The organism is Rhizobium azibense, assembly GCF_004342325.1.
Classification (GTDB): domain Bacteria; phylum Pseudomonadota; class Alphaproteobacteria; order Rhizobiales; family Rhizobiaceae; genus Rhizobium; species Rhizobium etli_B.
Genome location: NZ_SMBJ01000001.1, coordinates 751,391 through 775,964 on the forward strand (window position 1 = coordinate 751,391; position 24,574 = coordinate 775,964).

The 24,574-nt window shown below is 58.4% G+C and carries 24 protein-coding genes and 1 riboswitch; of the genes, 11 read left to right on the forward strand and 13 right to left on the reverse strand.

Annotated features, from left to right (window positions below; all coding sequences use genetic code 11):
- Positions 1–61: 61 nt before the first annotated feature.
- Positions 62–206: riboswitch (FMN riboswitch) on the reverse strand.
- Positions 207–313: 107 nt separating this feature from the next.
- Positions 314–1,096, reverse strand: coding sequence for a glucose 1-dehydrogenase (locus EV130_RS03600; RefSeq protein ID WP_132659272.1), 783 nt, complete (start codon positions 1,094–1,096; stop codon positions 314–316).
- A 61-nt stretch (positions 1,097–1,157) separates the two neighbouring features.
- Between EV130_RS03600 and EV130_RS32450 the strand changes: the two genes are divergently transcribed.
- Entirely contained in the window at positions 1,158–1,421 is a 264-nt protein-coding gene (locus EV130_RS32450) for a hypothetical protein (RefSeq protein ID WP_165918480.1), read from the forward strand.
- A gap of 83 nt (positions 1,422–1,504) precedes the next feature.
- Here the strand turns inward: EV130_RS32450 and EV130_RS03610 are convergent, their stop codons facing one another.
- The 4 genes from EV130_RS03610 to EV130_RS03625 form a co-directional block, all read right to left on the reverse strand.
- Complete coding sequence (locus tag EV130_RS03610) at positions 1,505–2,293, reverse strand: SDR family oxidoreductase (RefSeq protein ID WP_132659274.1); 789 nt, start codon at positions 2,291–2,293, stop codon at positions 1,505–1,507.
- Positions 2,294–2,315: 22 nt separating this feature from the next.
- Positions 2,316–3,794 (reverse strand): sugar ABC transporter ATP-binding protein, encoded by a 1,479-nt coding sequence (locus EV130_RS03615; RefSeq protein ID WP_074064102.1) that lies wholly within the window; start codon positions 3,792–3,794, stop codon positions 2,316–2,318.
- Between the two features lie 28 nt (positions 3,795–3,822).
- On the reverse strand, positions 3,823–4,752 hold the full coding sequence (locus EV130_RS03620) for a sugar ABC transporter substrate-binding protein (protein WP_132659276.1): 930 nt from the start codon (positions 4,750–4,752) through the stop codon (positions 3,823–3,825).
- 103 nt (positions 4,753–4,855) lie between these two features.
- The gene (locus EV130_RS03625) at positions 4,856–5,836 is read right to left on the reverse strand and encodes an ABC transporter permease (protein ID WP_074064104.1); all 981 of its coding nucleotides are present in this window, start codon (positions 5,834–5,836) and stop codon (positions 4,856–4,858) included.
- A 209-nt stretch (positions 5,837–6,045) separates the two neighbouring features.
- Between EV130_RS03625 and EV130_RS03630 the strand changes: the two genes are divergently transcribed.
- The 4 genes from EV130_RS03630 (at position 6,046) to EV130_RS03645 (ending at position 10,318) form a co-directional block, all read left to right on the forward strand.
- Positions 6,046–6,855 carry a transketolase gene (locus tag EV130_RS03630; RefSeq protein WP_074064105.1) on the forward strand — a complete coding sequence of 270 codons (810 nt, stop codon included), beginning with the start codon at positions 6,046–6,048 and terminating at the stop codon, positions 6,853–6,855.
- Complete coding sequence (locus EV130_RS03635) at positions 6,855–7,811, forward strand: transketolase family protein (protein ID WP_074064106.1); 957 nt, start codon at positions 6,855–6,857, stop codon at positions 7,809–7,811. The genes EV130_RS03630 and EV130_RS03635 overlap by 1 nt, the downstream gene beginning before the upstream one ends.
- 65 nt (positions 7,812–7,876) lie before the next feature.
- A complete protein-coding gene (locus EV130_RS03640) occupies positions 7,877–9,343 on the forward strand; it encodes an FGGY family carbohydrate kinase (RefSeq protein WP_132659278.1) in 1,467 nt (488 codons plus the stop codon).
- Positions 9,344–9,364: 21 nt separating this feature from the next.
- On the forward strand, positions 9,365–10,318 hold the full coding sequence (locus tag EV130_RS03645) for a sugar-binding transcriptional regulator (RefSeq protein ID WP_132659280.1): 954 nt from the start codon (positions 9,365–9,367) through the stop codon (positions 10,316–10,318).
- Positions 10,319–11,061: 743 nt separating this feature from the next.
- On the opposite strand, the gene EV130_RS03650 is transcribed toward EV130_RS03645, so the two are convergent.
- From EV130_RS03650 to EV130_RS33820, 5 genes are all read right to left on the reverse strand, one after another.
- A complete protein-coding gene (locus EV130_RS03650; protein ID WP_245520009.1) occupies positions 11,062–11,508 on the reverse strand; it encodes a hypothetical protein in 447 nt (148 codons plus the stop codon).
- A 1,584-nt stretch (positions 11,509–13,092) separates the two neighbouring features.
- A complete protein-coding gene (locus EV130_RS03655) occupies positions 13,093–13,350 on the reverse strand; it encodes a DUF982 domain-containing protein (RefSeq protein ID WP_074064110.1) in 258 nt (85 codons plus the stop codon).
- Positions 13,351–14,259: 909 nt separating this feature from the next.
- Positions 14,260–14,976 carry an SOS response-associated peptidase gene (locus tag EV130_RS03665; protein ID WP_132659282.1) on the reverse strand — a complete coding sequence of 239 codons (717 nt, stop codon included), beginning with the start codon at positions 14,974–14,976 and terminating at the stop codon, positions 14,260–14,262.
- A gap of 268 nt (positions 14,977–15,244) precedes the next feature.
- Positions 15,245–15,463, reverse strand: a complete 219-nt coding sequence (locus EV130_RS03670) for a DUF3072 domain-containing protein (protein WP_074064113.1) — start codon at positions 15,461–15,463, stop codon at positions 15,245–15,247.
- 347 nt (positions 15,464–15,810) lie between these two features.
- Positions 15,811–15,939, reverse strand: a complete 129-nt coding sequence (locus EV130_RS33820; RefSeq protein WP_257788709.1) for a hypothetical protein — start codon at positions 15,937–15,939, stop codon at positions 15,811–15,813.
- Between the two features lie 677 nt (positions 15,940–16,616).
- Between EV130_RS33820 and EV130_RS03675 the strand changes: the two genes are divergently transcribed.
- Positions 16,617–16,802 carry a hypothetical protein gene (locus EV130_RS03675; RefSeq protein ID WP_074064114.1) on the forward strand — a complete coding sequence of 62 codons (186 nt, stop codon included), beginning with the start codon at positions 16,617–16,619 and terminating at the stop codon, positions 16,800–16,802.
- The gene (xth, locus tag EV130_RS03680) at positions 16,799–17,572 is read left to right on the forward strand and encodes an exodeoxyribonuclease III (protein ID WP_074065600.1); all 774 of its coding nucleotides are present in this window, start codon (positions 16,799–16,801) and stop codon (positions 17,570–17,572) included. The genes EV130_RS03675 and xth overlap by 4 nt, the downstream gene beginning before the upstream one ends.
- 198 nt (positions 17,573–17,770) lie before the next feature.
- On the opposite strand, the gene EV130_RS03685 is transcribed toward xth, so the two are convergent.
- Positions 17,771–19,393 (reverse strand): putative bifunctional diguanylate cyclase/phosphodiesterase, encoded by a 1,623-nt coding sequence (locus tag EV130_RS03685; protein ID WP_074064115.1) that lies wholly within the window; start codon positions 19,391–19,393, stop codon positions 17,771–17,773.
- Positions 19,394–20,101: 708 nt separating this feature from the next.
- On the opposite strand from EV130_RS03685, the gene EV130_RS03690 reads away from it, so the two are divergent.
- Together EV130_RS03690 and EV130_RS34185 are read left to right on the forward strand one after the other, a co-directional pair.
- Positions 20,102–20,869 carry an alpha/beta fold hydrolase gene (locus tag EV130_RS03690; protein WP_132659284.1) on the forward strand — a complete coding sequence of 256 codons (768 nt, stop codon included), beginning with the start codon at positions 20,102–20,104 and terminating at the stop codon, positions 20,867–20,869.
- Between the two features lie 394 nt (positions 20,870–21,263).
- Complete coding sequence (locus tag EV130_RS34185) at positions 21,264–21,512, forward strand: helix-turn-helix domain-containing protein (protein ID WP_074064117.1); 249 nt, start codon at positions 21,264–21,266, stop codon at positions 21,510–21,512.
- On the opposite strand, the gene EV130_RS03700 is transcribed toward EV130_RS34185, so the two are convergent.
- Positions 21,462–22,334, reverse strand: a complete 873-nt coding sequence (locus EV130_RS03700) for an SDR family NAD(P)-dependent oxidoreductase (protein WP_132659286.1) — start codon at positions 22,332–22,334, stop codon at positions 21,462–21,464. The genes EV130_RS34185 and EV130_RS03700 overlap by 51 nt on opposite strands.
- A 105-nt stretch (positions 22,335–22,439) precedes the next feature.
- Here EV130_RS03700 and EV130_RS03705 point away from each other — a divergent pair, with 105 nt between their 5' ends.
- The gene (locus EV130_RS03705; protein ID WP_132659288.1) at positions 22,440–23,348 is read left to right on the forward strand and encodes a LysR family transcriptional regulator; all 909 of its coding nucleotides are present in this window, start codon (positions 22,440–22,442) and stop codon (positions 23,346–23,348) included.
- Between the two features lie 5 nt (positions 23,349–23,353).
- Here the strand turns inward: EV130_RS03705 and EV130_RS03710 are convergent, their stop codons facing one another.
- A complete protein-coding gene (locus tag EV130_RS03710) occupies positions 23,354–23,725 on the reverse strand; it encodes a hypothetical protein (RefSeq protein WP_132659290.1) in 372 nt (123 codons plus the stop codon).
- 320 nt (positions 23,726–24,045) lie between these two features.
- On the opposite strand from EV130_RS03710, the gene EV130_RS03715 reads away from it, so the two are divergent.
- Positions 24,046–24,306 carry a hypothetical protein gene (locus EV130_RS03715; protein ID WP_132659292.1) on the forward strand — a complete coding sequence of 87 codons (261 nt, stop codon included), beginning with the start codon at positions 24,046–24,048 and terminating at the stop codon, positions 24,304–24,306.
- The last annotated feature ends 268 nt before the right edge of the window (positions 24,307–24,574 follow it).

Below are 24,574 nucleotides of genomic sequence, written 5' to 3' on the forward strand. Positions count from 1 at the left end.
CCACCATTTTCCCTTGGGCGAACAAGCATAGGAAACACCGCGCATGGGGCGGCGTCCGCTGCATTGATCTCTTCCATCCGGACTGTAACCGTCGGCTCCGGCATCTCACCGGATCTGCTGACCCTCCGCATCCACGAAGGCGCTCGCGGGCTCCGAGTTGCCTCGATACCGCCGGTGGGGAATTGCACCCCGCCCTGAGAACGCGTGTAACATAGAGGATCGGGGCCGGGTTCTGCAAGAGGCTGCCGTGCCGCTGGCCCATCGAGATCCTGTTTTTCGCGGTGAACGCACTGTTCCTTGTTGTCGAATAAAGCTACGACATGATCAGGCCGCCATCGACGTTGATCGTCTGGCCGGTGATGTAGGCAGCATCGTCGCTGGCAAGGAAGGTGACGAGACCGGCAACATCCTCGCCAGATCCTGCCCGCTTCATTGGAATCCCTTCGACCCACTCTTTCATCAGTTGTCCGGGGCCGTAGTTGCCGAGGAGTTTGCCCCACGCCTGATCGTTATAGGCCCACATGTCGGTTTCGATGATACCGGGACAGAAGGCATTTACGGTAATGTTTTCGGTCGCGACTTCCTTGGCAAGGCTTTGGGTGATCCCGACGACGCCCATTTTTGAAGCGGCGTAGTGCGGTGTATAGATGAAGCCGTCGCGCGCTTGGCCTGAGGCGGTGTTGATGATGCGGCCGCCGCGTCCATGCCTGCGCATGCGCAGAATTGCTTCCTGCGCGCACAGGAAGACGCCCTTGGTGTTGACGGCCATGACCCTGTCCCACTCGGCTTCTGTCATGTCTTCGATGCGGGCGATTGTGATGACGCCGGCGTTCTGGATCGATACGTCGACAGTACCGTAAGCTTTCTCCGCCGCGTCATAGAGAGCCCGCACGCTGGCTCTGTCGGTGACGTCTCCGACGAAGGAGATAGCATTGCCGGCATTGATTTTGATTTGCTCGGCGACCGTATGGACCAACTCTTCGTTTGCCGAGACCACGAGATTGGCGCCTTCTGCGGCGAAGCGCTTGGCGATCGCAGCGCCGATTCCGCGGCTGCCTCCGGTGATGACGACAGTCTTGTTTTCGAAGCGTTTCATTCTCTCTCTTCCTTTCCCGTTGCCAGGTGATATCGGGCCCGTCGGCCGCAGAGCCGGCATCATGCTGCCTTCAAGCCGCAGTCGCCCCTGGCTCTGGCATCAGTGCTGTGGAACGCGCGACGTCGCAAGGGCCGAGGATTTTATCAAGCATGCGCCCCCATGGAACGAGCGTGTCGGCTCCGACGACATCGGTGCATTCGCCCGGCGTCGTTCGGTGCTGTGTCGGGCAGCGGCAGTCACGATCCAATCCCTCGAGCGTTTCGCGCGATTTTCGATCGGCGTGAAGGGCGAGCGGACGACGATGTCCACGCCGCCTCGCTCGTGAGCCCCTTCAGCGCCACGATCTCGGCCAGGGAGGAAGCGAGACCGTATATCTGAAGTTTGCCGGCAACCAGCTTTCGCATCGCATCACCAGCAACAGAAACCTCCGTCGACAAGCAGATCGACGCCCGTCACGAAACTTGCAGCATTCGACAGCAGGAACACGGCCGGCCCGACCATCTCGTCGACCGTTGCCATGCGCTGCATCGGCGTCTGCTCTTCGAAAAGCTTGGTCTGATGCACCATCTCGGGACGCGTGTTCATCGGCGTCGCCGTATATCCGGGCGAGATGGTGTTGACGCGGATGCCACGGTCGACCCATTCCATCGCCATGGACTTCGACATATGGATCACACCGGCCTTCGAGGCGTTATAGTGCGCTTGGCTCAGTCCCCGATTGACGATCACCCCGGACATGGACGCGATATTGACTATGGACCCGCGTCGGTTCTTCAACATGGCGCGGGCTTCGGCCTGGCAAGAAAGGAAGACCCCTTTCAGGTTGACGTCCATCAACGTCTGGTACTGATCCTCGTTCATCTCTTCGGCAGGGTTGGCGTTGGCGATGCCGGCGGCGTTGACGGCAAGCGTCAGTGCGCCGAGCTCGGCCTCGGTGCGTGTGACTGCATCGCTGAGGGATGACTTGCTCGTGACGTCCGCTTCGATCTTGATGGAGCGGCGGCCGGCGACCTGAATTTCTCTAGCCGTATCGGCCAGTCCGTCGTCGGTTCGGCGGTCGAGCAGCGCAATGTCGGCGCCGCACTGTGCAAGACCAATGGCAATGCGCTGCCCAATTCCGCTGCCGGCTCCGGTCACGATGGCAACCTGGCCGCTGAGATCAAAAAGCTTCGGGGCGTTCAGAGTGATGTCGGACACCGCTCTTCCTTTCTCTGTCTGTTTAGATTGTAGCAAGCTCCATGACCGAGACGTCGTTTGCCTCGTCACGATTGAGAATGCCTGCCTGCTTGCCCTGGGCAAGCACGAGAATGCGATTTGAGACGCCGAGAACTTCCTCGAGGTCGGAGCTTACGACGATGACCGCCACGCCCTGTTTCGCAAGATTGACGATGATGTCGTAGATGCCCGCTCTGGCACCGACGTCTATGCCTCTCGTTGGTTCGTCGAGCACCACGACCTTGGGATTGCGCATGAGCCATTTCGCGATGACGACCTTCTGCTGGTTGCCACCGGACAGGTCCGAAGCATATTGCTCTGCGCGACCCTTTACGCCGAACTTGGCAACCGCCTTCTCCGCGAAAGAGCGCTTGACGCGCGGTGTGATCCAACGCCCACCCAGCATGTCGAGGTTGGCGTAGATAATGTTCTCGCCTATCCGGTGGCCGACAACCAACCCCTGGTCCTTGCGATCTTCTGGAACCATCACGATGCCTTTGGCGATCGCGTCGGCAGGATCGCGGAGCCTGAGTTCTTCGCCTTCCAGCTTAATCGAGCCCGCACTGATCGGGTCCGCTCCCGAAAGGGCGCGCACAAGTTCCGTGCGGCCGGCGCCGACCAGGCCGGCAATTCCAAGAATTTCGCCGGCCTTCACGTCAAAGGTAACGTTGCGGAAGGAATTGTCCGGAGAACTCAGCCCCGACACCTGAAGTACCGGATGTTTCGTGGGAACCGGCAGGGTCGGGAACAGCCGGTCGAGCGAACGTCCGACCATGCTTTCGACAATCGTGCGTACCGGCGTCGCGCTGTCGGCGAATTCCTGCACGCGCTCCCCGTCGCGAAGCACGACGATGCGGTCGGTAATCTGTCTGATCTCCTCCATGCGGTGGGAGATGTAGATGATGCCAACGCCTTCGGAGCGAAGCTTCCGGACCTGTTGGAAGAGAGCTTCCGTCTCCGCACCCCCCAGTGCTGCGGTCGGCTCGTCCAGGATCAGGAGCTTTGCATTGAGAGCCAGCGCTTTCGCAATTTCGATGAGCTGCTGATTTGCGGTCGAAAGACCGGCCACTTTCCGAGTTGCCGGTAAGTGAAGGTTCAGGCGAGCGAGCTGTTCGGTTGCGCGGCGAACCATCTGGGCGCGATCGACGACGCCGTTCTTCATCGGCCAGCGTCCGATGAAGACGTTTTCGGCAATGGAAAGCTGCGGAAGCAGTTGCAGCTCCTGGTGGATCAGGACCACACCCTTGTCGATCGCCTCCCTTGGGGTGGCCGGGGCATAAGGCTGTCCCAGCCATGTCATTGATCCTTCGGATGGCGTGCGTGACCCGGCGATGATGCCGGAGAGCGTTGACTTGCCCGCTCCGTTCTCACCCAGAAGTGCAACAACTTCGCCCGGATAGACGTCAAGGCTGACATTCCTCAGAACCTGGAGCGATCCATATCGCTTGGATATGCCCTTCAGGGAAAGAACCGGATCAGTCACGGCACACCTCCTCAAGACCTCGACTTTTTTACGGGTGGCTAGCGATGAAACCTGCGACGTTTTCCTTGGTCGTCAGCGTGGCATCCAGGAGCTGTACCGGCGGTATCTTCTCTCCGGCGACGAGCTTGGCCGCGTTTGCGACCGCGTCGCGGCCCATCTTCTGCGTTTGCTGCGTTGCGGTCACGTCGAAGACACCCTTGCTCAGCGCTTCGAGGGCTGCTGTGTCACCGTCGAAGCCGCCCACCACGATCTTCTGGGAGGGATTGGCAACCTTGATCGCCTGCGCGGCGCCAAGTGCGAGTGCGTCGGCTTGGGCAAACACGATCGAGATGTCGGGATTTGCCTGGAGCATGTTCTGCATGATCTGGAACCCTTCGTCCTGGCTCCAGATGTTCGAGTACTGCTCGGCAACAACCTTCACGTCGGGATTGGCCTTGAGGGATTCAGCGCATCCCTTGGAGCGGTCGACCTCGGGCGTGGTGCCCTTCTGACCATGGATGATAACCATTTTACCCTTGCCGCCGGCTTGCTTGAGAATGTAGTCGCAGACGGCCTTGGCGGACGCGACTGAATCCGTTGCAAGGAAGGTGTCGCCGGGTGCTCCGTCGGCGTTTCGGTCAACGTTCACCACCGGAACGCCGGCGTTCTTGGCAAGCTTGACGGGAACGGTCGCTGCGGCCGCACCCGCCGGAATGTAGATCAGGGCGTCGATGTTCTGGGTCAGAAGGTCCTGGATCTGGTTGACCTGCGTCGGTCCGTCGCCCTTTGCGTCGACCGTGACGACTTCGATACCACGCTTTTTGGCTTCGTCCTCGACGGACTGCTTGATCTGATTGAAGAAGTTTGCCTGAAGGTTGGCAACGGCCAGGCCAAGCTTCTTCAGCTCCGCCGCATGTACGGGCCCGAGCGTGAGAGCAAGTAGTGCGGCAGACGCGAGCATGGTGCGCGCAATTTTCATTTTAATTCCTCCGTTGTTTGATGGGACCCTCGGGTAATTCCTCCCCCTCGGGGTATTGATCCGCCCCAAGCTTCGGGCGGAATTCATGGAGCGGGCCCGCTCGTCAGGCGCGACGCCGACGAACTGTCTCCGCGCCGACCGCAAGCACGATGACGATGCCGATGATCACCTGCTGAAGGAACGGCGAGACATTGAGAAGATTGAGACCGTTGCGAAGGACACCGATGATGAGAACGCCAATGAGCGTACCCCCAATACCGCCGGCGCCGCCAGACAGCGAAGTCCCGCCGATGACGACGGCAGCGATGGTGTCCAACTCATAGCCAAAGCCACTGGACGGCTGGACCGAATCAAGGCGGGCGGCGAGAACGATGCCTGCCAGTCCGGCTAGAACTGCGCTCATCACATAGACGCCGATCGTCACGAGCTGGACATTGATGCCCGCCAGGCGAGCAACCTCCGGATTTCCGCCCACGGCGTAGAGCATGCGACCTTCGGAACGGAAGTGCAGGAATAGCCAAGCGGCAAGGACGACGGCAAGCATCAGAAAGACCGTGGCAGTCAGCACGCCGAAATGGCGATCGATTGCGAGCATCATGAACCAGTCAGGGAATCCCACGATCTGCTGACCGTCGGTGATCATGTTTGCGACGCCGCGAGCTGCCGACATCATGGCCAGAGTGGCGATGAACGCCGGGACCTTGAACTGCGTCACCAGCAGGCCCACGATCAGCCCCGAAACGGCAGATGCGATCAGACCGAAAGCGATCCCGACCGCAAGCGGAAGGCCGGCGATATTGGCGGTCCAGCCCATGACCATCATCGCAAGAGCAAGAACCGAACCGACCGACAGGTCGATGCCGCCGATGAGGATGACGAAGGTCATTCCCACCGCCATGATGCCAAGGACTGTGATCTGATCGAGGATGTTGAGGCCGTTTCGAACCGAGAGAAACGCGTCTGTGCTGATGCTCAGGAAGACGCAAAGAGCAAGCAGCCCCACGAGTGGACCGGTGGCACCCTTGAGTTTGCTCAGCCAGGCACCGGATGAAAGTCTCTGTTCATTGATGTCGAGCGCCACCATCGTTCCTCCCTGGGTCTAGCTGGTAGCCAATATTCGTGCAGGAGAGAATAATTATTCACACCCGTTGAAAAATTCATTAACAAGTTGGTTTGCGGCTGTCAACTGGATTTGTCCGCGCCATTGCCGGTTCGATATTGCGTAAGGGGCTTGACTAAATGGGACTGTGTGCAAAAATATTGATGATTGAATAAATATGCACAGAGGAATCCATGGATATCACAGAACTTGAGCGCCTCGCTCGGGAGATCCGATTGCGCGATCTTCGGGCGGTTTTCGAGGCCGGTGCCGGCCACATCGGCGGCGAGATGTCGGTAATTGACATTCTTGCGGCCCTGTACTTCCGCGTGCTGAAAGTTTGGCCCGACCAGCCGAAGCATCCCGATCGGGACAGGTTCGTCCTTTCCAAGGGGCATACGGCGTGCGCCCTGTACGTGACGCTGGCAAAGCGCGGCTTCATTCCCGAAGAGGAGGTTTCCACGTTTCTGCAGCCGTACTCGAGACTGAATGGACATCCCAATTGCAACAAGGTTCCAGGGGTGGAAACGAATACCGGCCCGCTCGGACACGGTCTGCCGGTTTCGGTGGGAATGGCAAAGGCCGCCAAGCTCTCCGGAGCGATGTATCATACCTACGTTGTCACCGGCGATGGTGAGATGCAGGAGGGTTCCAACTGGGAGGCAATCATGGCAGCGGCCCAATTCAAGCTGGATAACCTGACGTTGATCATCGATCACAACAGATTTCAGCAGGGTGCAGCACTCGCCGATACCAACGACATCGCTCCCCTTCGTCCGAAACTGGAAGCATTCGGCTGGGAGGTGACCGAGATTGACGGCAACAGTATGCACGAGATCGTTCCTGCGCTCGAACATCGAGGCGACCGACCGCATTGCATTGTCGCACACACGAACAAGGGCCACGGAATCTCATTCATGCAGGACCGTGTCGACTGGCATCACAAGGTTCCGAACAAGGAACAATACGAATTCGCATTGGCAGAACTGTCGGAGGCAATGTAATGAACGCCCCAGTAAACGCACCCAAGCTTTATGACTGCCGCGACGCGTTCGCAGCGACGCTCGAACGTCTGGCGACCGAGAATCAGAAAGTTGTAGCGGTCTGCAATGACTCGGTAGGCTCGTCGAAGCTTGGCGGCTTCAAGTCGAAATTTCCCGAGCGCCTGGTCAATGTCGGTATCGCGGAACAGAACATGGTCGGGGTTGGAGCAGGCCTCGCCAACGGCGGTCATCTACCATATGTCTGCGGCGCCTCTCCGTTCCTGACGGGAAGATCGCTTGAACAGATCAAGGCGGACATCTCTTACTCGAACGCGAATGTTAAGCTCGTGGGCATTTCCTCTGGAATGGCATATGGCGAGCTCGGTCCGACCCATCATTCGATCGAGGATTTCGCCTGGACGCGAGTCCTGCCGAATCTTCCTGTGATTGCGCCCTGCGACCGCATCGAGACCGCGGCGGCCGTCGAGTGGGCGGCGACCTACCACGGCCCATGCTTCCTCCGTCTGTCGCGCGTGGGCGTGCCCGATCTTCTTGCGGAAGGTCACAAGTTCGAGCTCGGCAAGGCAAATCTCCTGCGCGAAGGTTCCGATGTCACACTCATTGCGAACGGTACATTGACACACCGTATGCTCAAGGCTGCCGAAATCCTCGCGCAACGTGGCATTCGGGCAAGGGTCCTCAACTTCGCCACGGTACGTCCCATAGATGAGGATGCCATCATTGCCGCTGCCAAGGAAACCGGAGCGATCGTTACGGCAGAAGAACATTCGATTTTCGGCGGGCTTGGCTCCGCGGTTGCCGAGGTGGTGGTCGACAATGCGCCCGTTCCGATGAAGCGCCTGGGCGTTCCGGGCATCTATGCCCCGACCGGTTCGGCTGAGTTCCTTCTCGATGAATTCGGCATGGCCCCGCCGGCAATCGCGGATGCCGCCCAGGCGCTTATGAAACGCAAATAAGCCGGTCGCATACGATCGAGCCGGGCCGTCCGCTGCCCCGGGTCTTTTAATCTGTGGAGGATACGATGCTCGCTATTTTGGCGATCGATCAGGGCACGACCAATTCAAAGGCCGTTCTGGTTTCCGAAAAGGGAGAAGTCCTCGCACGAGGCTCGGCGGCTGTGGGGATTTCATATCCGAAGCCGGGGTGGGTCGAACAACAACCGAACCGTCTCTACACGTCTGTTTGCGAGGCGATCGAAATCTGCCTGGATGCGGTCCCGGACGTGACCATTGCGGCCCTTGCAATTTCCAATCAGCGCGAGTCGGTCACTGTTTGGGATGCTGAGACGGGAGAGGCCCTGGGACCTGTGCTCAGTTGGCAATGCAGGCGCACGGCACCTGATTGCAAACGTCTCCTTGTCGAAGGACATCTGGATCGCGTGCAGGCGCTCACCGGCCTACCCCTCGACCCAATGTTCCCAGGTTCGAAGTTCCGATGGCTTCTGGATCGTGTGCCGAAGGGCCGACCAGTGCGGCTGGGAACGATCGACAGTTGGCTCGTGCACTGCATGACCGGCGGACGCCGGTACGTATGCGATGCCTCGAACGCCTCCAGGAGCCAATTATTCGACCTTGAGGAGCAGACATGGAGTAAGGAGCTTTGCGAAATTTTCGATGTCGATACGGCACTCCTGCCGGAGGTGCTCGACAGCTCGGCCGATTTCGGGACAACAAAGGGGCTGAAGGGCGTACCGGACGGCACCCCTATCAGGGCCGCGATCGGCGACAGCCATGCAGCCCTGTTCGGCCATGGAGCGTTCAAACCTGGTGATGGAAAGATAACCTTTGGAACGGGGTCGTCGGTGATGACAACCCTTCCTCGGTTCATTGCGCCACGCAACGGTGTGACGACCACTGTCGCCTGGCGCATCGACGGAACGCCGACTTTCGCTTTCGAAGGCAACATCCTTGTTTCTGCGGCGAGCCTCCCATGGATGGCGGGCATTCTCGGCCTTCCGGACGTCGCTGCACTGATCGACCTTGCGGCGACCGCCGAAGCAGGCGGACCGGGTTTCGTGCCAGCCTTCGTAGGACTGGGCGCACCCTACTGGAACTCTGACGCTCGCGCCCTTTTCTCTCAGATCAATTTCAATACAACACGTGCGCAGATGGCACGTTCGGTAACCGATTCGATCGCGTTTCAGGCCCACGATGTGGTCGCGGCCATGCGAGCACAAAGTGGTGGCGAACTCGGCGCCCTTTATGTCGACGGCGGACCAAGCCAGAACCGCTTTCTGATGCAGTGCGTGTCGGATCTTGTCGAGCACGCCGTCATCCAATGCGAGGCTCCCGAGGCGTCGGCCCTTGGCGCGGCATATTTGGCGGGACTGTCGCTTGGCTTGTGGCGTGATCTCGACGTCATCGCGGGGTTACCCAGAACCATGCGGGTCATTGCTCCGCAACCTGTTGACCGGCAGGCGCTGCTGAATACCTGGAATGATGCTCTCGCCCGCTCGACGTCGCGTCAAACAATGGCTAAAGGTGAATAAAAATTCCCACCGGGATCAGCCATGGCTCGCCTCAACGAACTCCGCCTCATGTCAAGAGTGGCCCAGATGTACCACATCGAGGGGCGACGGCAGGCTGAGATTGCGCAACATCTTCGCTTATCACAGGCCACGGTCTCGCGAATGCTGAAACGTGCCGAGGCCGAAGATATCGTTCGGACCAGCGTCATTCCTCCTGCCGGTACTTACAGTGACCTTGAGGGCGCACTCAGGGAGAAATACGGACTACCCGAAGCCGTCGTCGTCGAATGTAGCGAGGATCGAGACGGCGCGGTCATGGCGCGGATTGGGGAAGCGGCCGCCCATCTCCTGGAGGTCACCCTTGCCCCTGGCGAGATCATCGGAGTTTCGAGCTGGAGTCAGACCATTTTCAAGATGGTCGAAAACATTCACCCTCAAAAGAGCGCCCAGGCGAAGTACGTTGTCCAGACGCTCGGGGGCATGGGCGATCCCTCGGTGCAGACCCATGCCACTCAGCTGACTACCCGACTGGCGCGTCTGACCGGAGCGGAGCCGAAGCTGCTTCCGGTGCAAGGCGTGACGACCTCGCGAGAGGCCAAGCTGCTCATGCAGGCCGATCCGTTCGTCCGTGAGACGATGGACCTGTTCGGCAGCATAACACTTGCAATTGTCGGAATTGGAGCGGTCGAGCCGTCCGAACTCCTTGCGCGATCGGGAAACATTTTTTCGTCGCGGGAGCTCTCCGACCTGGCTGAAGCGGGAGCCGTTGGCGATATCTCGCTCCGGTTCTTCGACAAGAACGGTAAGGCAGTTAAGACGCCACTCGACGACCGCGTTATTGGTATCCCGCTCGAAGACCTTGAACGTGTGGATCGCGTGATTGCCTTAGCCGGTGGGTCTAAGAAGACCGCCGCCATCGCCGGCGCACTTCGCATTAGCGTCATCGACATGCTTGTCACGGACAAGTTCACCGCCCAACGGCTGATTGATCTGTAAATCCGGCATAGGACGAGCCAAAGCGTCGACGCCTGCGCTGTCTGCCAGCGGGCTAAAAGGCGAAACCGCACGGACCATCTGCGAAGCTCCATCAGCGCGCCGGATCGCGCGTCGACTTGGGCTCCGGGTTCTGACCTTCCATGCCCAGCCAAAAGGGTGGAATTGAAAGCGCGAGTTCGCACTAACAGCGGCGTGCCGAATGACCTCGTGACATTTAGTAATATAATTTCCATCTTTGGCGGAACAATCGCTGCGGTTTTCCGTTTCGGGCGGATGACATCTCAACCAGACGAAGCGGCCGTACTGCAGTATCTGCGGTACGAAACTGACAAAGCTCTTGTTCGGCAGTTGCAAACGCTGCCGACATTTGCGGTGCCTTCAGACACAAACGAGGCTTTCGGTCCCTTCTTGAAAAGACTTGACGCCATTCGCGAACAACGCTGCGACGACACAACAGAGTAGTTTGAATACGCGCTCGATTCCATTGGCCGAAAGAAGGCCTATGCTCACCTCGTTCTATTCGGCGTCGCAGCAATACCGCTCACCTGCATGATCCAAGGGCTCCACCGGCCAAGTGATGGCGACATCAAGGCGGCCCGACGGAAAGTCGAGCGTTGGAGCGATTAAAGGAAAGCGTACTGCGCCGATCTATTGACACCCGAGCAAAGCGTGGCGCCGGCAAGTCAGGCGAAGGCGTCGTATCTTCGCATCAGCATCGAGGCCTCCTTTCCACCCCCGTTGCGTCATACCGTCAGCAGGTTCGCAATCCGCATGATTGCGAGTGCGCTTCCGTCATTGCGAGCGCCTTCGTTCGTGCCCTCGGCACAGGTCCACACGTGGTTCTTCTTGGCCTGGAACTCCTTGCCGTCTTGCAGAACCATTAGTTCCCCTTCGGTGACGTGGCAGATCATAGCATTGGGCATGCTGCCGACAGGCAGGTTCGACCGCGGCTGAAACACGAGATCGACGAGTGAGACTGTCTTGTAGCCGGGGATCATCGCGGCCCCTTTTCCGAGCTCCACGGCCCGCACACCCGGCGCCAACTCCTTTCCCTCGTCGACCCGGTAGGTTTGGGCCTGCGCCGGGTTACCGCCGCCCGTCAGTGCGGCCACGATGGCGCTAAAGGCGGCGGCGGCGCCGTAAACCACGTGCCGACGATCGACGGACATTTCTTTGCTGTCGAAAAACATGATGCGACCTCCCTGGCCAGCCTTGATCGCTCCTTCGCGATCGGAAATGACGACGGTCCTATTCGCATGCGGGCCCTCCGATTGAAGATCCCTGCCACGCCGCCCGCTCGGCGCCAGACGAGAATGACGTGCAAGCGGCTTCCAACGGCTGGGTGATTTCAAGCGTCGCTCTATAAGGCGGTATCGCCGCAATCGCAGCTAGGATACTCTTTTCTCCCGGAGCACTCCACTTTCAAGCGGCAGAATGTTGAGGAGCTAATGCCGGCTGCTGTTCCGAGCCTGATATCTCCCGGCCGCAGAACGCACGCATGGGTGCTGGATCAGACCTCGCCGTCTTCGTACGCTGTCGGCCGACACCGCGCAGGCTTTGGCTTTTCAGTCGAGCGACCATGTTGCCAGGAAGTCCTTCAGCATTTGCTCGATCATGCACAGCTCAAGAAAAAGTGGCGACCAAATAGTCGTAAGCTTTCTGGGTTTCGCCCTTCCAAGCCCGAACACACGCAAACGCGCGGTATGAGCCCTTTTACGTTGAGCGTTTTCGACTGAGCGTTGGACGCCAATTCGACGACGTGAACGACGCCGGATATGGAACGTCCCTGTAAGAGCGCTTGTTGCGGGCTTTGTCCCACAACACGCCACACCAGTGCCAGCCGTTAAGGTCCGCACCCAGCTCGCGCTATTTCTACAGGGCGATCAAAGGCCAACACAACAAATCCTTATCGCTGTTTGTTGCCGTCGCGCGATTTCGGCTAACGGACCAAGAAAGGGCGTCCAGGATCCTGATATTTTATGATATCGCGTCGCTGCCAAGACCGGTAAACACGCGTTCCTGATACGGCTTAGCAGGCGATTTTCGGGTAGGAGGGTTCGTCATTTGATGTGCGGCGGCCCAACCTGGGGGAGGACGGGATGCGCGAGCAAACGATTGGGTTCTTGGTGGCGGCCGAACTGTCAGCTATGTTCTGGGCCGCTTTCTTTCTCCTGCTCGGTTGACCGATGAGATACGACGAGGGCTCGCCTTCGGATGGGTGGGCTAAGGCGAGCCCTGGCCGTACCTTGTGCCGCGGCTGCCTTCGATGCATTGCGACACTTGGAGTACGCAGTACCAATAAGGGCCCTCCCTGGCTGCACGAGGAGAGCCCTAACCTTTGGCGCGCGTAATGCGCACTTCGGGTCATTCAAAACATGCATTAAGCTTGAGGTGGATGATATTGGACCGAAGTCTGAATTTTGGCGGGACTTTGGTCCTAGTCGGGCGTTGGCTCAACCTTTTGGCGAGGGCTGGCCATGAGCGAAGTTCCAAAACCTTGGATGGCCTGAACCATCATGAATTCGATATGTCTGTGGCGGGCTCTTTGTCTGCCGCGGCGCGCGCCGGGCGTAAGGCACACCGGTCGAAGCAATTGCCGACTTAACGGCAGCGGCCTTTCTGTTCGACCTGAGGCGAAACGCAAGGCTCTTTCTAATGGGAACAAAACCGCTCGTCTGTCCTCATGACCACCAAGTCGTTGAACCTATCGGCGAACAGCACCGACTGATGCGATCGAATGCCGGGTCAACGGGACTTCATTGCGCATCTCTTTTCTAACCGCGCATCGTATCGAACGGGACACCTGCTTCTTTCGCAGCGGCGATGAAGCTTGCGCGGGCTTCATGAGGTTCCCGAATTCCGGCTTCGACGTCTGAGCAGATCAGTAACGCGGCCATGAATGCCTTTCCCTCCGCCACCGGCCAAGAATTCGCGAGAACCTCCAGCGCCTCGGATGTGGATGCGATGGTCGTGAGCTGACCGGTTCTCCTGCAGACAATCATTACGGGGTGATCCCAACGTCTGTTACTCATATCTCGCCCTCTCCAGAAAAGCAGGTTAACGAAGGACCACAGCGCGATGCAAGTGGAGAAGCGTCTGGCATCCCTGGCGGGGCGCGGACTATGAAGGGATCGAGCCTGACCGCAATGAGTTCCCGCAGCGCTCCTCATCATCGGACATGAACGGGAAGCGAAGCGGCTTTGCGCAGCGCACGACCGCCAGGCAGCCCAGCCGGTGCCAACAGATGTCTCGGCTGCTGCCGCACTGCATTGCCATGGGTTCGACATCTTGAAAAGAATGGAAGGTCTGATCTGGTCGCGGTCTTTTGACTTGCTGGTCAGTCGGTCGCGGTGGCGAGACGGCATCGAGCGTTGCGTAAAGCGATTACCGATGCCTGGGTGACGGCGAACGCGTCTTCTGGTCGGGGTCGCTGCCGCTCATCCGTGATGGCAGCCCTTGGATGGCATATCTGGGAAGGCGATGCCATTTGGACCCGACAGTGTTCCGATTGAGGATCTCCATCAAGTCGGTGGCATTTTTTTCGGTCAGATCAGTCAACTGCTTGCATCCTATCATGGCGGGATAGCCGGTGACGGTGTCGAATACCGTCCATTTGCCGTCTTGTTCCGCGCGGCAGCCGTATGGCATGTAATGGATGTTGGAAGACATAGAACCTCCCTTCGCTGAAGGCAGCGGAGCTCACGAAACGGGGCGAACCTTCGAGGTTGCTTCAACATCATAAAATTAGCAAGCGCTTAATTAATTACTCTTCGGGCGCTGGCTCGTCCGGCCAAGACGAAGGGTTCTGCTCCGCGAACGCGTAGAACAGTACGATTGCAATCGCAGCAATCTTACGTTGCGTAAGACCCGTGCCGGATATTTCTCTTTGTCGAGTCCAACGCCATGTTTCGTTGAAGAAAGGCGCCACGCCGTAGCATGCCTCACAAAATCGGCGGCTGTGGATCAAGATTGATCTTCTCGAGAATGTCCGGCGTATCGTTCCTCGGTGAGCCTACGGCTTTACCGATCGGCCACATGGTCATCAGCTCGGAGGGGAACGGCTTCATCAGATCACCAGGCTCCGGCTCCGGCGACAGCCAGCGCTCGTAGTCCTCTGGATGCAGAATGACCGGCATGCGGTCGTGGATCGCAGCCATCATGGTATTCGCCGGGCAGGTGATGATCGCGAAGGTGCGAACATCGAGGTCGGCCGCATTGCGCCAGGTTTCCCAGATGCCGGCAAGTGCGAAGGGCGCGCCCGACTTCATGGCGACGGCATATGGCTGCTTGTTCTTGCCCGTGCCCAAGATGTCCTTCCATTCGAAGAAGCCGTCGATTGGAACAAGACAGCGGCGAGCTTGATAGGCAACCTTGAATCTGCTGTTCCTGGCGATGCCTTCCGAGCGGACATTGACCTGCGGCCGTCCTCCCGGTTTCATCCATCCAGGGATCAAGCCCCACCCGGCGCTGACGAACACCGGTCCCATGACATCCGGTTCGCGCACCATTTCCCTGATGATGATCGGATAGTCGAGGGAAGGGGCGCCGTTATATCGCGGGAACTGGTTGGCCAGACCGAGCACGCTTCTTCTATCGGCGAAAGCAAAGGCGTTCATCATGCTTTCAAGGTTGGTTTTGATGAATACGCGTCCGCACATGTCAGGGCTCACTCGTAATTCTCAGGATTTCCATTAAACGCGCCAATTTGCCGTTGAGCAACGTCTGACGCTCTTCATCGGGAACCGCCTCTCGCTCGTATGTCGGTGCAAGGCGCAATGCAATGATGCCGCGATGGATCCGGCTCCTGGCACGACCGTTGTGATATGCCAACGGGAGACACGGGCATCGAATGCAAGCAATGCCGCAATAGGCTACCGAGCACCGAGGCCGAAAGATCAAGGGCACAAAATGCGGTGCCTGAAAGTCTCATCGGTCTGCGAGGCCAAGTTGCGAACGGAGCGCGTCGATCCGTTTCGAGGCTTCCGCTTTTGTCAATTTCACGGAGAATATCTCCGGGGTGTTTGCCTGCTCGGACAACGTCTTCAGATAGGATTGCTGGGCTGCTGTCATAGGCTCATCGCCACTGATCCAATCTTCAGGATCCTTTTCGAGGTTCGAGTTGGTCGTATTTGCCGTCTTAGTCATCGCTTGAGCTCCTCGGATGCGTTGATGAAACGACCCAAGGTTCCGTAGGTTCCGAGTTAGGAGATCGGCACGCGGCAACCTCGCGCAGGTGAGCGCGCAGGGAGTTGACAGGCAGGAGCATCTCAAAAAGCTGCCCCGCGACCGGCAATTGAACACTCCGGCTCGCTCAATTTTTGTTTGAATCCGAGGATTGAAGGCTGGCGACACAGATTTGGAGCGCGGCCCACGATCCCGATCCCGTCATCGCGCAGCTTGTTACGGCCGATACCGCCGCGACAGGCAAGGAACCCGGCAAACGTCACGGCGGTATCACCGAGCCCTGCCTCTGAAGGTTGACCGCGGCGCTTTCAAAGCCCCATGGCTTTTGCAACGATCCAAATCGGAACTCCTGCCGTCACAGCTGACACCAGCACGACCGAGACGACCTTGATAGCGTAAGCCCGACGCTCGCGGGCGTCATCCCACTCATATCCCATCGATAACTCCCCAGCCTGCTGTCAAATAGAACCACCGGGTTCAGGGATGAGTCGAGTCACGATTCCTCAACGTCGTTAACACTGTGAGCACGTGCACGGCCGGGGCCAAGATGTGCGATCCGCTTACCGTGGAAACGGCGGAGCAGTCCGTGGCCCGAGGAGTTCATGCGGAGCTTCATTAGCCGCCCGCAGGTGGGGTTGAAAACGAGACAGGCCGCATCCGGCGATGCGACCCGTCCAAGCCGCGACGACTTAATACAACTGTCGCGATAGTTTTTCCTACCACGAAGGCCGGCCAAAACGAATTACCTCTTTTGGGTAACGCTCCCACCCATTCTTGCAGCTTCACACGATTCCCCTTTGCTCTCTATTCGCCCGACCGAGGGCCTGACATGGGACGCATCACCTTCGCGGACACAACGATTTCGCGAACGGTGCAAGAAGAGTCCTGTGATGCTTGGCAATTCGCCCGAAGTGCGACCGCAAACTATGCTCGGCCCCATCCATTCGACCGAGCGCAATATTTCTGGAAGCATGCCAATCACCTACTCAATTTTCAGAGCCTTGGGCGTTCAATCTTGCACTTTTCAGGCGGAAGAAACGCGTTAGATTCAATGCATCCTCATTATCGCGACATACGTTGTTAGTGGGACGGCAGCCTGGGAGGATGAAATGACATGATCAAGTGCAAGCTGATCGATGCCAACGCCGGGAAACGCTACTTGCGGCGCAACGAGAAGGGACGTTTTGAGGGGAACGTTGCCGTCGGCGGCTTGGTTTCTGCCGATTGCCATGAAGAGGCGAAGGACAAGGCCCGCGCATGTGACCAACCAACCGCCGCACCAGGCTTTGATTGGCCGTGAAAATCGCCACCTTCAACGTCAACGGTATAAATGGCCGACTCGATGTTATCCTGCGTTGGCTGAAGGAAACCGCGCCGGATGTTGTATGCCTGCAGGAGCTGAAAGCGCCTGATGAGAAATTCCCACAACGTGCGCTTGAGAAGGCGGGATACGGTGCCATCTGGCATGGCCAGAAGAGCTGGAACGGTGTCGCCATCCTGGCGAAAGGAAAAGAGCCTGTAAAAACCAGGAGTGGATTGCCAGGTGATCCTGACGACACGCATAGCCGGTATATCGAGGCAGTCATCAACGGCATGGTGATCGGATGCATCTATCTTCCCAACGGCAACCCGGCGCCAGGCCCGAAATTCGACTATAAACTTCGCTGGTTCGAGCGCCTTACAAGCTACGCTGCCGAGCTTCTGGAACTGGACGTTCCAAGCGCACTGATTGGTGATTTCAACGTCATGCCGAGCGATATCGACGTCTACGCCCCTGAGAGATGGCGAGAGGACGCTTTGTTCCGGCCTGAGGTGAGGGCGGCCTACGCTGATCTTGTTTCGCAGGGCTGGACCGATGCGATCCGGCATCTTTATCCGGATCAACGCATCTACACATTCTGGAAGTATTTCCGCAACGCCTTCGCTCGGGATGCTGGCCTTCGCATCGATCACTTTCTACTAAGCGCATCGTTGGCCGACGATCTGGTGGCTGCCGGCGTCGACAAGTCTATCCGATCGCTACCGCACGCAAGCGATCACGCGCCAGTTTGGATCGAGATCCGTGACTGACAAAACTGCGATCGTAACGGCCGCTGGTCGAGCGAGGTCCATGAATTCTGACCAATGTTGTAAATCGGGGCCCTCGTCACGAGAGGTTCGTACCGGGGTTGGTGCGGGTGGCGCGGATATACCGCAATTTTCGGTGTTCTCGCGGCATTCCCTCACGAATCGAAGGTATGCGCAACGCCTGTGTTATCTTGGAAGATCTTAAAGCATCTCGAACGACGATTGACGCAGAAAATCGCCAATCGCTTCGGCGGACATCGGGGCGCCCAAAAAGTTTCCTTGCAGTCGGTCGCATTTTTTTTTGATAAGCCAATCCGCTTGACCGGTTGTCTCGACGCCTTCTGCCGTAACTCGCATCCCCAATCCATGCGCAAGCCCGATGATGAAACGCACGATCGTCTGGCTCTTCGGGTTCGTTTCAACATCGTTGATGAAGTGCTTGTCGATCTTGATCGTGTCGAACGGGAAGTTCTGTAGGTAGTTCAGAGAGGAATAGCGAGTGCCAAAGTCGTCGAGCGCGATGCGGGTACCTAAGACCTCAAGGGTGTGGAGCGTGTCGAGGTTGTTGGTCGTGCGCTCCAGCAAGACGGTTTCGGTTATTTCGAGCTCCAGCCTATCGGCCGGAAGTCCGACCTCGTCGAGGATCCGAGTTATTCGATCTGTGAAACCGGCGCGCAGGAATTCTGCCGGAGAAAGATTGACCGAAACAATAAAATGCGAGGGCCAGGTCGCCGCCTCACGGCAAGCCTGTTCGAGCACCCACGCTCCAATATCGCCCATCAGGCCGTCGGCTTCGGCCATGGGTATGAAAAGACTGGGCGGAACAACGCCGGCATAAGGATGACGCCAGCGCAGGAGGGCCTCGAATCCTATGATTCCATCCACAATCTCGACGAGCGGCTGATACTCTATGAAGAATTGTTGTTCCTGGAGGGCTACACGTAAGCTGCGCCTCAGCATCTCACGCTGTTCCAGCATAATCATCATCGAGCGGTTGAACGTTCTCGCGCGGCCGCGTCCGTCATTCTTCGCCGCGTAGAGCGCAATGTCGGCGGCCTTCATCAATTGTTCGCCGTCGTTGCCGTCAATCGGGGCAATGGCAATTCCTACGCTTGCGCCCACAAAAACACTGATTCCGTCGATGCTAAATGGATCCTTGAACGCCCGGACCAAGGATTCGGCCAGACGCTCTGCTTCAGCGGGCTGGTCGTCACAGGATTGGATAACGGCGAATTCATCGCCCGCGAGCCTGTAGGCGGTCTCACCGTCGCGAAGCACGGCTTGGATTCGTTCCGCCGTCATCTTGAGGACGACATCGCCGGCGCCATGGCCAAGGGTGTCGTTCACCGGCTTGAAGTCATCGAGATCGATCTGCATCAATGCAAGTTTGTGCCCTGCAAGCGCAGGGAGATTCGCCTGAAGGTCGCTGCTGAACTGGCGACGGTTGGCCAGTCCCGTCAATGCATCGTGCGTAGCCTGATGAAGAAGCAAAGCTCGGTCTGCATCTCCATTCAGCGCCTTCGAACGAGCCATCGGGTTTCGCGTCTCGATGATGCCCAGTCCCCGTTCCGTGCTGAAAAGGAGAAGATTTCGCCCGTCCTGGGACCCGCCAGGTTCGATCGCAATGTTGCACGGGATTCCGCCGGCAAGCACGGCCTCGACACGCGATCTACGGTCGGGGTCCAGCAGTTCTGGATATACCTGCCAAAGAGTCGCATCTGCGGCGGCTACGATCCTGTAGGCCTGTGCAACTTTTGCAGAGCATCTTACCAGTCTCAGGCTATTCCCGTAATAAGAAACAAAATCATCAGCTTGACCGTTCATAGACGCAGCTCGTTCCCACCTAAGGCTGTCGAGACATTGCTAACACGCTGAAGCTAATTTTTTCAACCAAGTTTCGCTTTGGTTAGCAATATAACAACTAGAGAGAGCCAAACGAAAGGAAAGTGTCCCGAATCGGCCGTTATTCAAAAGTCCCGTATGGAACAGCTTCTTCTTAGCAATCAAGGGCCGTCAGGAGACGCAAGCCAGGGTTCATACGGCAATCAGATTTAGAAGCGCCTTGTACCTTTATCGTGCCCACCAGTGAGCTTTCGGCAACTGTCGCCATAACTTCTGCACTTCCAGACCGGGGCGCGGCTTAAGCGCCCGACCTTCGGCCGCGCCGACTTCCTTGACGGTGCGTCCGTCGCGGCACAGGAGCGAGACCAAAACCGGTTAGTGAAGGTCGGCAGGACCGAGATCGGCAATACAGGTACCGATAGAGCTTGTTGAAGGCGCATCCCGCCGAAAAGCTAAAAAAGCATTCAGCTATTGGCGTTCAGGGCATTTTTCCTCCTGAACATTTTCGCACGATCTATTCGCAAGCCATTGACTATCACACCCGGCCGATATATTTAGATCGTGTCCAATAAAATTGTGCACAATAGATCTAGCCGAGTTCTAATGCGAGGTCTCTCGCTTAAAAGCCGAGCATCGCTTCGAAACGATAGAGCCATCCCGACAAACAATCTACGATAGAAAGGAAATGACATGCCCAGGTTTGCAGCCGCTGTCGCCGTTATTGGTGCTCTTTTCGCAGGTGCCGTTGCCGCACAGCCGGCCAAGCCCACCGTCGTCCTCGTGCATGGCGCATTTGCCGACTCTTCCAGCTGGAACGGCGTCATTCAAATTCTTGAAAAGGACGGCTTTCCTGTCGTCGCCGCGGCCAACCCACTGCGCGGTGTTTCCAGTGATGCCGCATATGTCTCAAACGTCGTCCGCAGTATCGAGGGTCCCGTCGTTCTCGTCGGCCACTCCTATGGCGGGCAAGTGATCTCGAACGCGGCAAGGGGCCAAGACAACGTCAAGTCGCTCGTCTATGTCGCAGCTTTCGCACCGGAAGCTGGAGAAGCGGCAGCCGACCTGGCTGGCAAATTTCCCGGTGGCACCCTTGGTCAAGCGATCGCGGCCCCCGTCAAGTTGCCTGATGGCGGCGTAGACCTTTACATCGACAAGGCAAAGTTCCACCAGCAGTTTGCTCACGACGTACCGTCGGAACAGGCCGCTCTTATGGCGGCGGGACAGCGCCCCATCGCCGAGGCGGCACTGACCGAGAAATCCGGCGAGCCCGCCTGGAAAGACTTGCCTTCATGGTTCATCTATGGCGACGGTGACAAGAATATCCCGGCAAGGGCGCTTGGATTCATGGCGGAGCGGGCAGGCTCCAAGCACACAGTCGTGGTCGCGGGTGCTTCCCATGTCGTGATGATCTCGAAGCCGCAATTCGTCGCCGGGTTGATCGAGGAAGCCGCGCAATAGACGGCTTCTGCGATTTCGCAATTGAAAGAGGCTGTGCGTCATCGCACCGGCCTCCTTCGTGCCGATGCGAGTGGGCTGTTGCCACAATCGGCTGAAGTCAAATTTTGAAGGATCTGTTGCGCGACAACCAGCCGCTGAAGGGCCAGAGACGAGAGCCACAGCCACCACGGCAAGCACTACGGGTCCTGTCACTTTCCTCGACCCCAGGAGATAAAATTGCAGTGCGACTGCTCCGGCGAAGGCCGGGGGGATTGTGAAGGCACCGCGACCATGCACAGCTGGCGCGGGTTGACGCCAGACGGAATCCTTCAACCTCGCGGGATACGCCGGTATTCCGGCCGGGGAAGGAACGCGAGAGCGGCCTTGAGCCGCTTGCCGCTGACATGCCTGCCGGTTGCGATATTCCACGGTTGCGCACCTTGGACCGCAGCACTTTCCGCTACACGCACGTCCGACCGCCGAACAAGACGTCCTGTTACGGCAATTCGCGGGTGTTGTTCGGCTGGCCGATAATCTGCCGCTGGAACAGCGCAGGCACTGGTGGCGGCATATGAAGTGGGGTTGCCGCGGTACGCTTTTTCAGCTCAGAAGGCTAAGAAAGATCGCCGCCATCGATCCCGATGACGTGCCCGCTTATGTATGAACTGGCACCGCTGGCGAGGAAAACGACCAGGGAAGCAACCTCCTCCGGCGTGCCGGCGCGCCGCATAGGGTAGGGGCCAACAAGTTGTTCGGTCGTCACTTTCCAGTCGCGCCGCACCCGCTCGAGCATCGGCGTCTCGATTGCGCCGGGCGCAATGGCGTTGATGCGTACGTGCCGTCCGTACTCCTGTGCGGCGGCGCGAGTCATGTGGATGACGGCAGCCTTTGAAGCTCCGTAGGCAACGATGTCTGGAAAGGCGTGGCGACCGCCGATCGAGGCCATGTTGATCATCGCTCCTTCGGAGCGGACGAGGTGCGGCAGCTCGTATTTCATTGCGACGAAGACACCGCGCAGGTTCGTCGCAATCTGATCATCGAAACCGAGAATATCGGTGTCGGCGATTGGCGCTGGTGGCCGGTCGATACCAGCATTGTTGAAGGCAATGTCGAGGCGGCCGTAGCGCTCGACTGTTTCAGCCACGAAACGCTCGACCTGATGGGCGTCGCGCACGTCCGATTTGACATAGACGACCTCGCCGCCCGTGGCGCGAATCCGTGCCTCCACTTCGTGTCCGAGCGCCTCTCGCCGACCGTTGAAGGCAACCTTGGCTCCGGCCCGAGCGAGGACGGCGGCTGTCACCGCGCCGATGCCGGATGTTCCCCCGGTAATGATTGCGACCTTTCCCTGAAGGACACCAGGAGGCTGCGCTGCTGCCGGTTTAGCGGCGAACCCCGCGCCAACCGTTGCGCCAGCAACTAGCATGCCGGCGAGAATATCCCGGCGTGGCACAGCCATTGTGTCGGATATCATTGCGTCGGTCATGTCCTCTCTCCTCTACCGTTGACGGGCAGAGCCTAACCGAGGAAATAGCGAGGAAAAACCCCGATCTACTTTCAGCATTTTAAAGCATGGGTTAATAATCAGCGCATGAGCCTGCGATCGGATCCATTTAACGGCCTCTCTGCTTTCCTTGCCGCGGCGGCGGCGGGCAGTTTCACCGCAGCGGCTGCGCGACTCGGTGTATCCCCGGCTGCCGTAAGCCAGGCAGTGAAATCCCTCGAAGAAAAGCTTGGGACGACCTTGTTCATCCGCACGACACGGCGCGTCGGGCTGACGGAGGCCGGCGCGACTTTGCTAGCCCGCACCGCTCCTGCAGCCGCCGAAATCATCGCAGCTGTCGAGGACGTCGCCTCAGTGCGCGAACCATCGGGATTGTTGCGCCTCACAGTGCCGCGCATGGCGGTGGCGTTGGTTATAGAGCCTGTCGTTCCGGCGATGAGGCGCGCATATCCAAGGGTCGCAGTCGAGGTGGCGGTCGAGGATGCAACAGTCGATCTGTCCGCACGCGGTTTCGATGCCGGCATCCGCATCGGCGAGTATGTCGAGCGAGATATGGTCGCGGTGCGTCTTTCACGGGACATTACCTGGGCGGTGGTGGCGAGCCCCGAATACCTCGCCGCTCGCGGCCGACCGGAGGCACCACTGGATCTTGCCGGCCATGAGGCAATTCGGTATCGTTTTCCGAATTCGGGCGCGCTCTACAGGTGGGAATTCGAACGCGACGGCCGGAACTTCTCCGTCGAGCCGCCGGGTAGCCTGGTCGTCAACGACGGTGCGCTGCTCGTCTCCTGGGCACGGGCCGGCCTTGGCCTGGCCTATGTCGCCGATATCGCCGTAGAAGCCGAACTGCGCGCCGGCCAGGTTGTTCGTGTGCTTGAGCGGTACCTGCCGACGACGCCTGGTCTTTTCCTTTACTTTCCGCGGCGCGCTCAAACCCAGCCGAAGCTGCGCGCCTTCATTGATCTGGCAAGACAGATTTTGCGGATGGGGCGCTGAACGCGTCAATCCAGTGACGTCGTACTGGTGTCGACCTTGACCACGCTCGACGGTGAGATAAGACTGCCAGTATTGCATGCCCTGTCGAGCGTGTTACCCGACCACGAGTGCAGGCCGAGGACTATTTTGGAGTAGCGGTACTGCAATCTCGGCAGGAAGGTCGTACTCTTTCGGCGGCGGCGAAACACGCTGCCTTGTCTCCTGGCTGAAAAGGCGGATGCGCCGGCGCAGGATTGCAAGGGACTGGGAGAAGATCGAACGGCTTTTCGCAGGTGGCTGACATCTCCTTTCGCGACCGATATTTGACGGGCGCGCGTCAGGCGGCCCTTCGCCACCTGTTTTTTCAATATGACGAGTGCGGGCGGGTGCTCGGCCATCTGCGGATGCTCTTGGTGCTGACTGTTCGGCGGTCGCCGGGGCATCGAGGGGGCGCCTCCGTTCAGGGCGGCTCATTACCCTGGAACTTTTCGTTCCCATGCGCGTTGATCTTCGCACGCCATTTCAGCCTCCTCCAGTCGCTGAAGCGGACGTGCCCCTAGTGCTAAGGGATCATCCCTTGGGCACTAAAAATGATGGCTTGGGCTCGCCTTCGACCCCTCTCTAGACGAGCCCTTGTCGCAATAATTTCGTGAGGTACCTTGCCCCCGCTTTTGGCGGGGTTTCTGTTGGCTTCTTAGGGAGTGTTGAGGAACCAACCATGACCAGAGACCATTTCTCTGCCCGTGAAACGCCTTTGCAGAACGGCGATATTGAAATTTGCCAGAGAGTCTTCGATCACATCTCTACTACCCATCACATAACGAGCGATGATGAGCGCGACCAACTCGCAAGCCAGATCATCTATTTCTATCAGCATGGTGTTACCAACGAACAAAGCCTGGTGCGGCTAATTGCCAGGGCCGACAGCGATGAAGACATCGACGTGCGCGCCACTCAGCTTGCTGAAAAAGGCGATTAAGGTGATAATTTCGAACTAGCTCGCAATATTACGCCCGACGCGACCAAGTCGGCAGTTGGTCGATTGTCGACATAGAGACGCGCAAGGTCGCCGTCATTGCTGAAACTCTGCCCTCAATCGCCTTCATGAAGCCGGCATTGGAGATTGTTGATACCCTGACGGACAGGCATCTGGCTTCTGAAAAATTCGGCGGCACTGCGCTGAAGGTGCGCCACCGTACTGATCCTTTTAACTAGTATACCCTCGTGTCAACTTTGTCATCTTTTCG

Coding starts and splice junctions, on each gene's coding strand:
- EV130_RS03705 (WP_132659288.1), top strand. CDS start 22,440: ATGAGCCTGCGATCGGATCCATTTAACGGCCTCTCTGCTTTCCTTGCC.
- EV130_RS03685 (WP_074064115.1), bottom strand. CDS start 19,393: ATGAACGGTCAAGCTGATGATTTTGTTTCTTATTACGGGAATAGCCTG.
- EV130_RS03665 (WP_132659282.1), bottom strand. CDS start 14,976: ATGTGCGGACGCGTATTCATCAAAACCAACCTTGAAAGCATGATGAAC.
- EV130_RS03630 (WP_074064105.1), top strand. CDS start 6,046: ATGGATATCACAGAACTTGAGCGCCTCGCTCGGGAGATCCGATTGCGC.
- EV130_RS03645 (WP_132659280.1), top strand. CDS start 9,365: ATGGCTCGCCTCAACGAACTCCGCCTCATGTCAAGAGTGGCCCAGATG.
- EV130_RS03690 (WP_132659284.1), top strand. CDS start 20,102: ATGCCCAGGTTTGCAGCCGCTGTCGCCGTTATTGGTGCTCTTTTCGCA.
- EV130_RS03625 (WP_074064104.1), bottom strand. CDS start 5,836: ATGGTGGCGCTCGACATCAATGAACAGAGACTTTCATCCGGTGCCTGG.
- EV130_RS03640 (WP_132659278.1), top strand. CDS start 7,877: ATGCTCGCTATTTTGGCGATCGATCAGGGCACGACCAATTCAAAGGCC.
- EV130_RS33820 (WP_257788709.1), bottom strand. CDS start 15,939: ATGGGATATGAGTGGGATGACGCCCGCGAGCGTCGGGCTTACGCTATC.
- EV130_RS03600 (WP_132659272.1), bottom strand. CDS start 1,096: ATGAAACGCTTCGAAAACAAGACTGTCGTCATCACCGGAGGCAGCCGC.
- EV130_RS03715 (WP_132659292.1), top strand. CDS start 24,046: ATGACCAGAGACCATTTCTCTGCCCGTGAAACGCCTTTGCAGAACGGC.
- EV130_RS03650 (WP_245520009.1), bottom strand. CDS start 11,508: ATGTTTTTCGACAGCAAAGAAATGTCCGTCGATCGTCGGCACGTGGTT.
- EV130_RS03670 (WP_074064113.1), bottom strand. CDS start 15,463: ATGACTAAGACGGCAAATACGACCAACTCGAACCTCGAAAAGGATCCT.
- EV130_RS03655 (WP_074064110.1), bottom strand. CDS start 13,350: ATGAGTAACAGACGTTGGGATCACCCCGTAATGATTGTCTGCAGGAGA.
- EV130_RS03635 (WP_074064106.1), top strand. CDS start 6,855: ATGAACGCCCCAGTAAACGCACCCAAGCTTTATGACTGCCGCGACGCG.
- EV130_RS03675 (WP_074064114.1), top strand. CDS start 16,617: ATGATCAAGTGCAAGCTGATCGATGCCAACGCCGGGAAACGCTACTTG.
- EV130_RS32450 (WP_165918480.1), top strand. CDS start 1,158: ATGCTGCCTTCAAGCCGCAGTCGCCCCTGGCTCTGGCATCAGTGCTGT.
- EV130_RS03620 (WP_132659276.1), bottom strand. CDS start 4,752: ATGAAAATTGCGCGCACCATGCTCGCGTCTGCCGCACTACTTGCTCTC.
- EV130_RS03700 (WP_132659286.1), bottom strand. CDS start 22,334: ATGACCGACGCAATGATATCCGACACAATGGCTGTGCCACGCCGGGAT.
- EV130_RS03710 (WP_132659290.1), bottom strand. CDS start 23,725: ATGGCCGAGCACCCGCCCGCACTCGTCATATTGAAAAAACAGGTGGCG.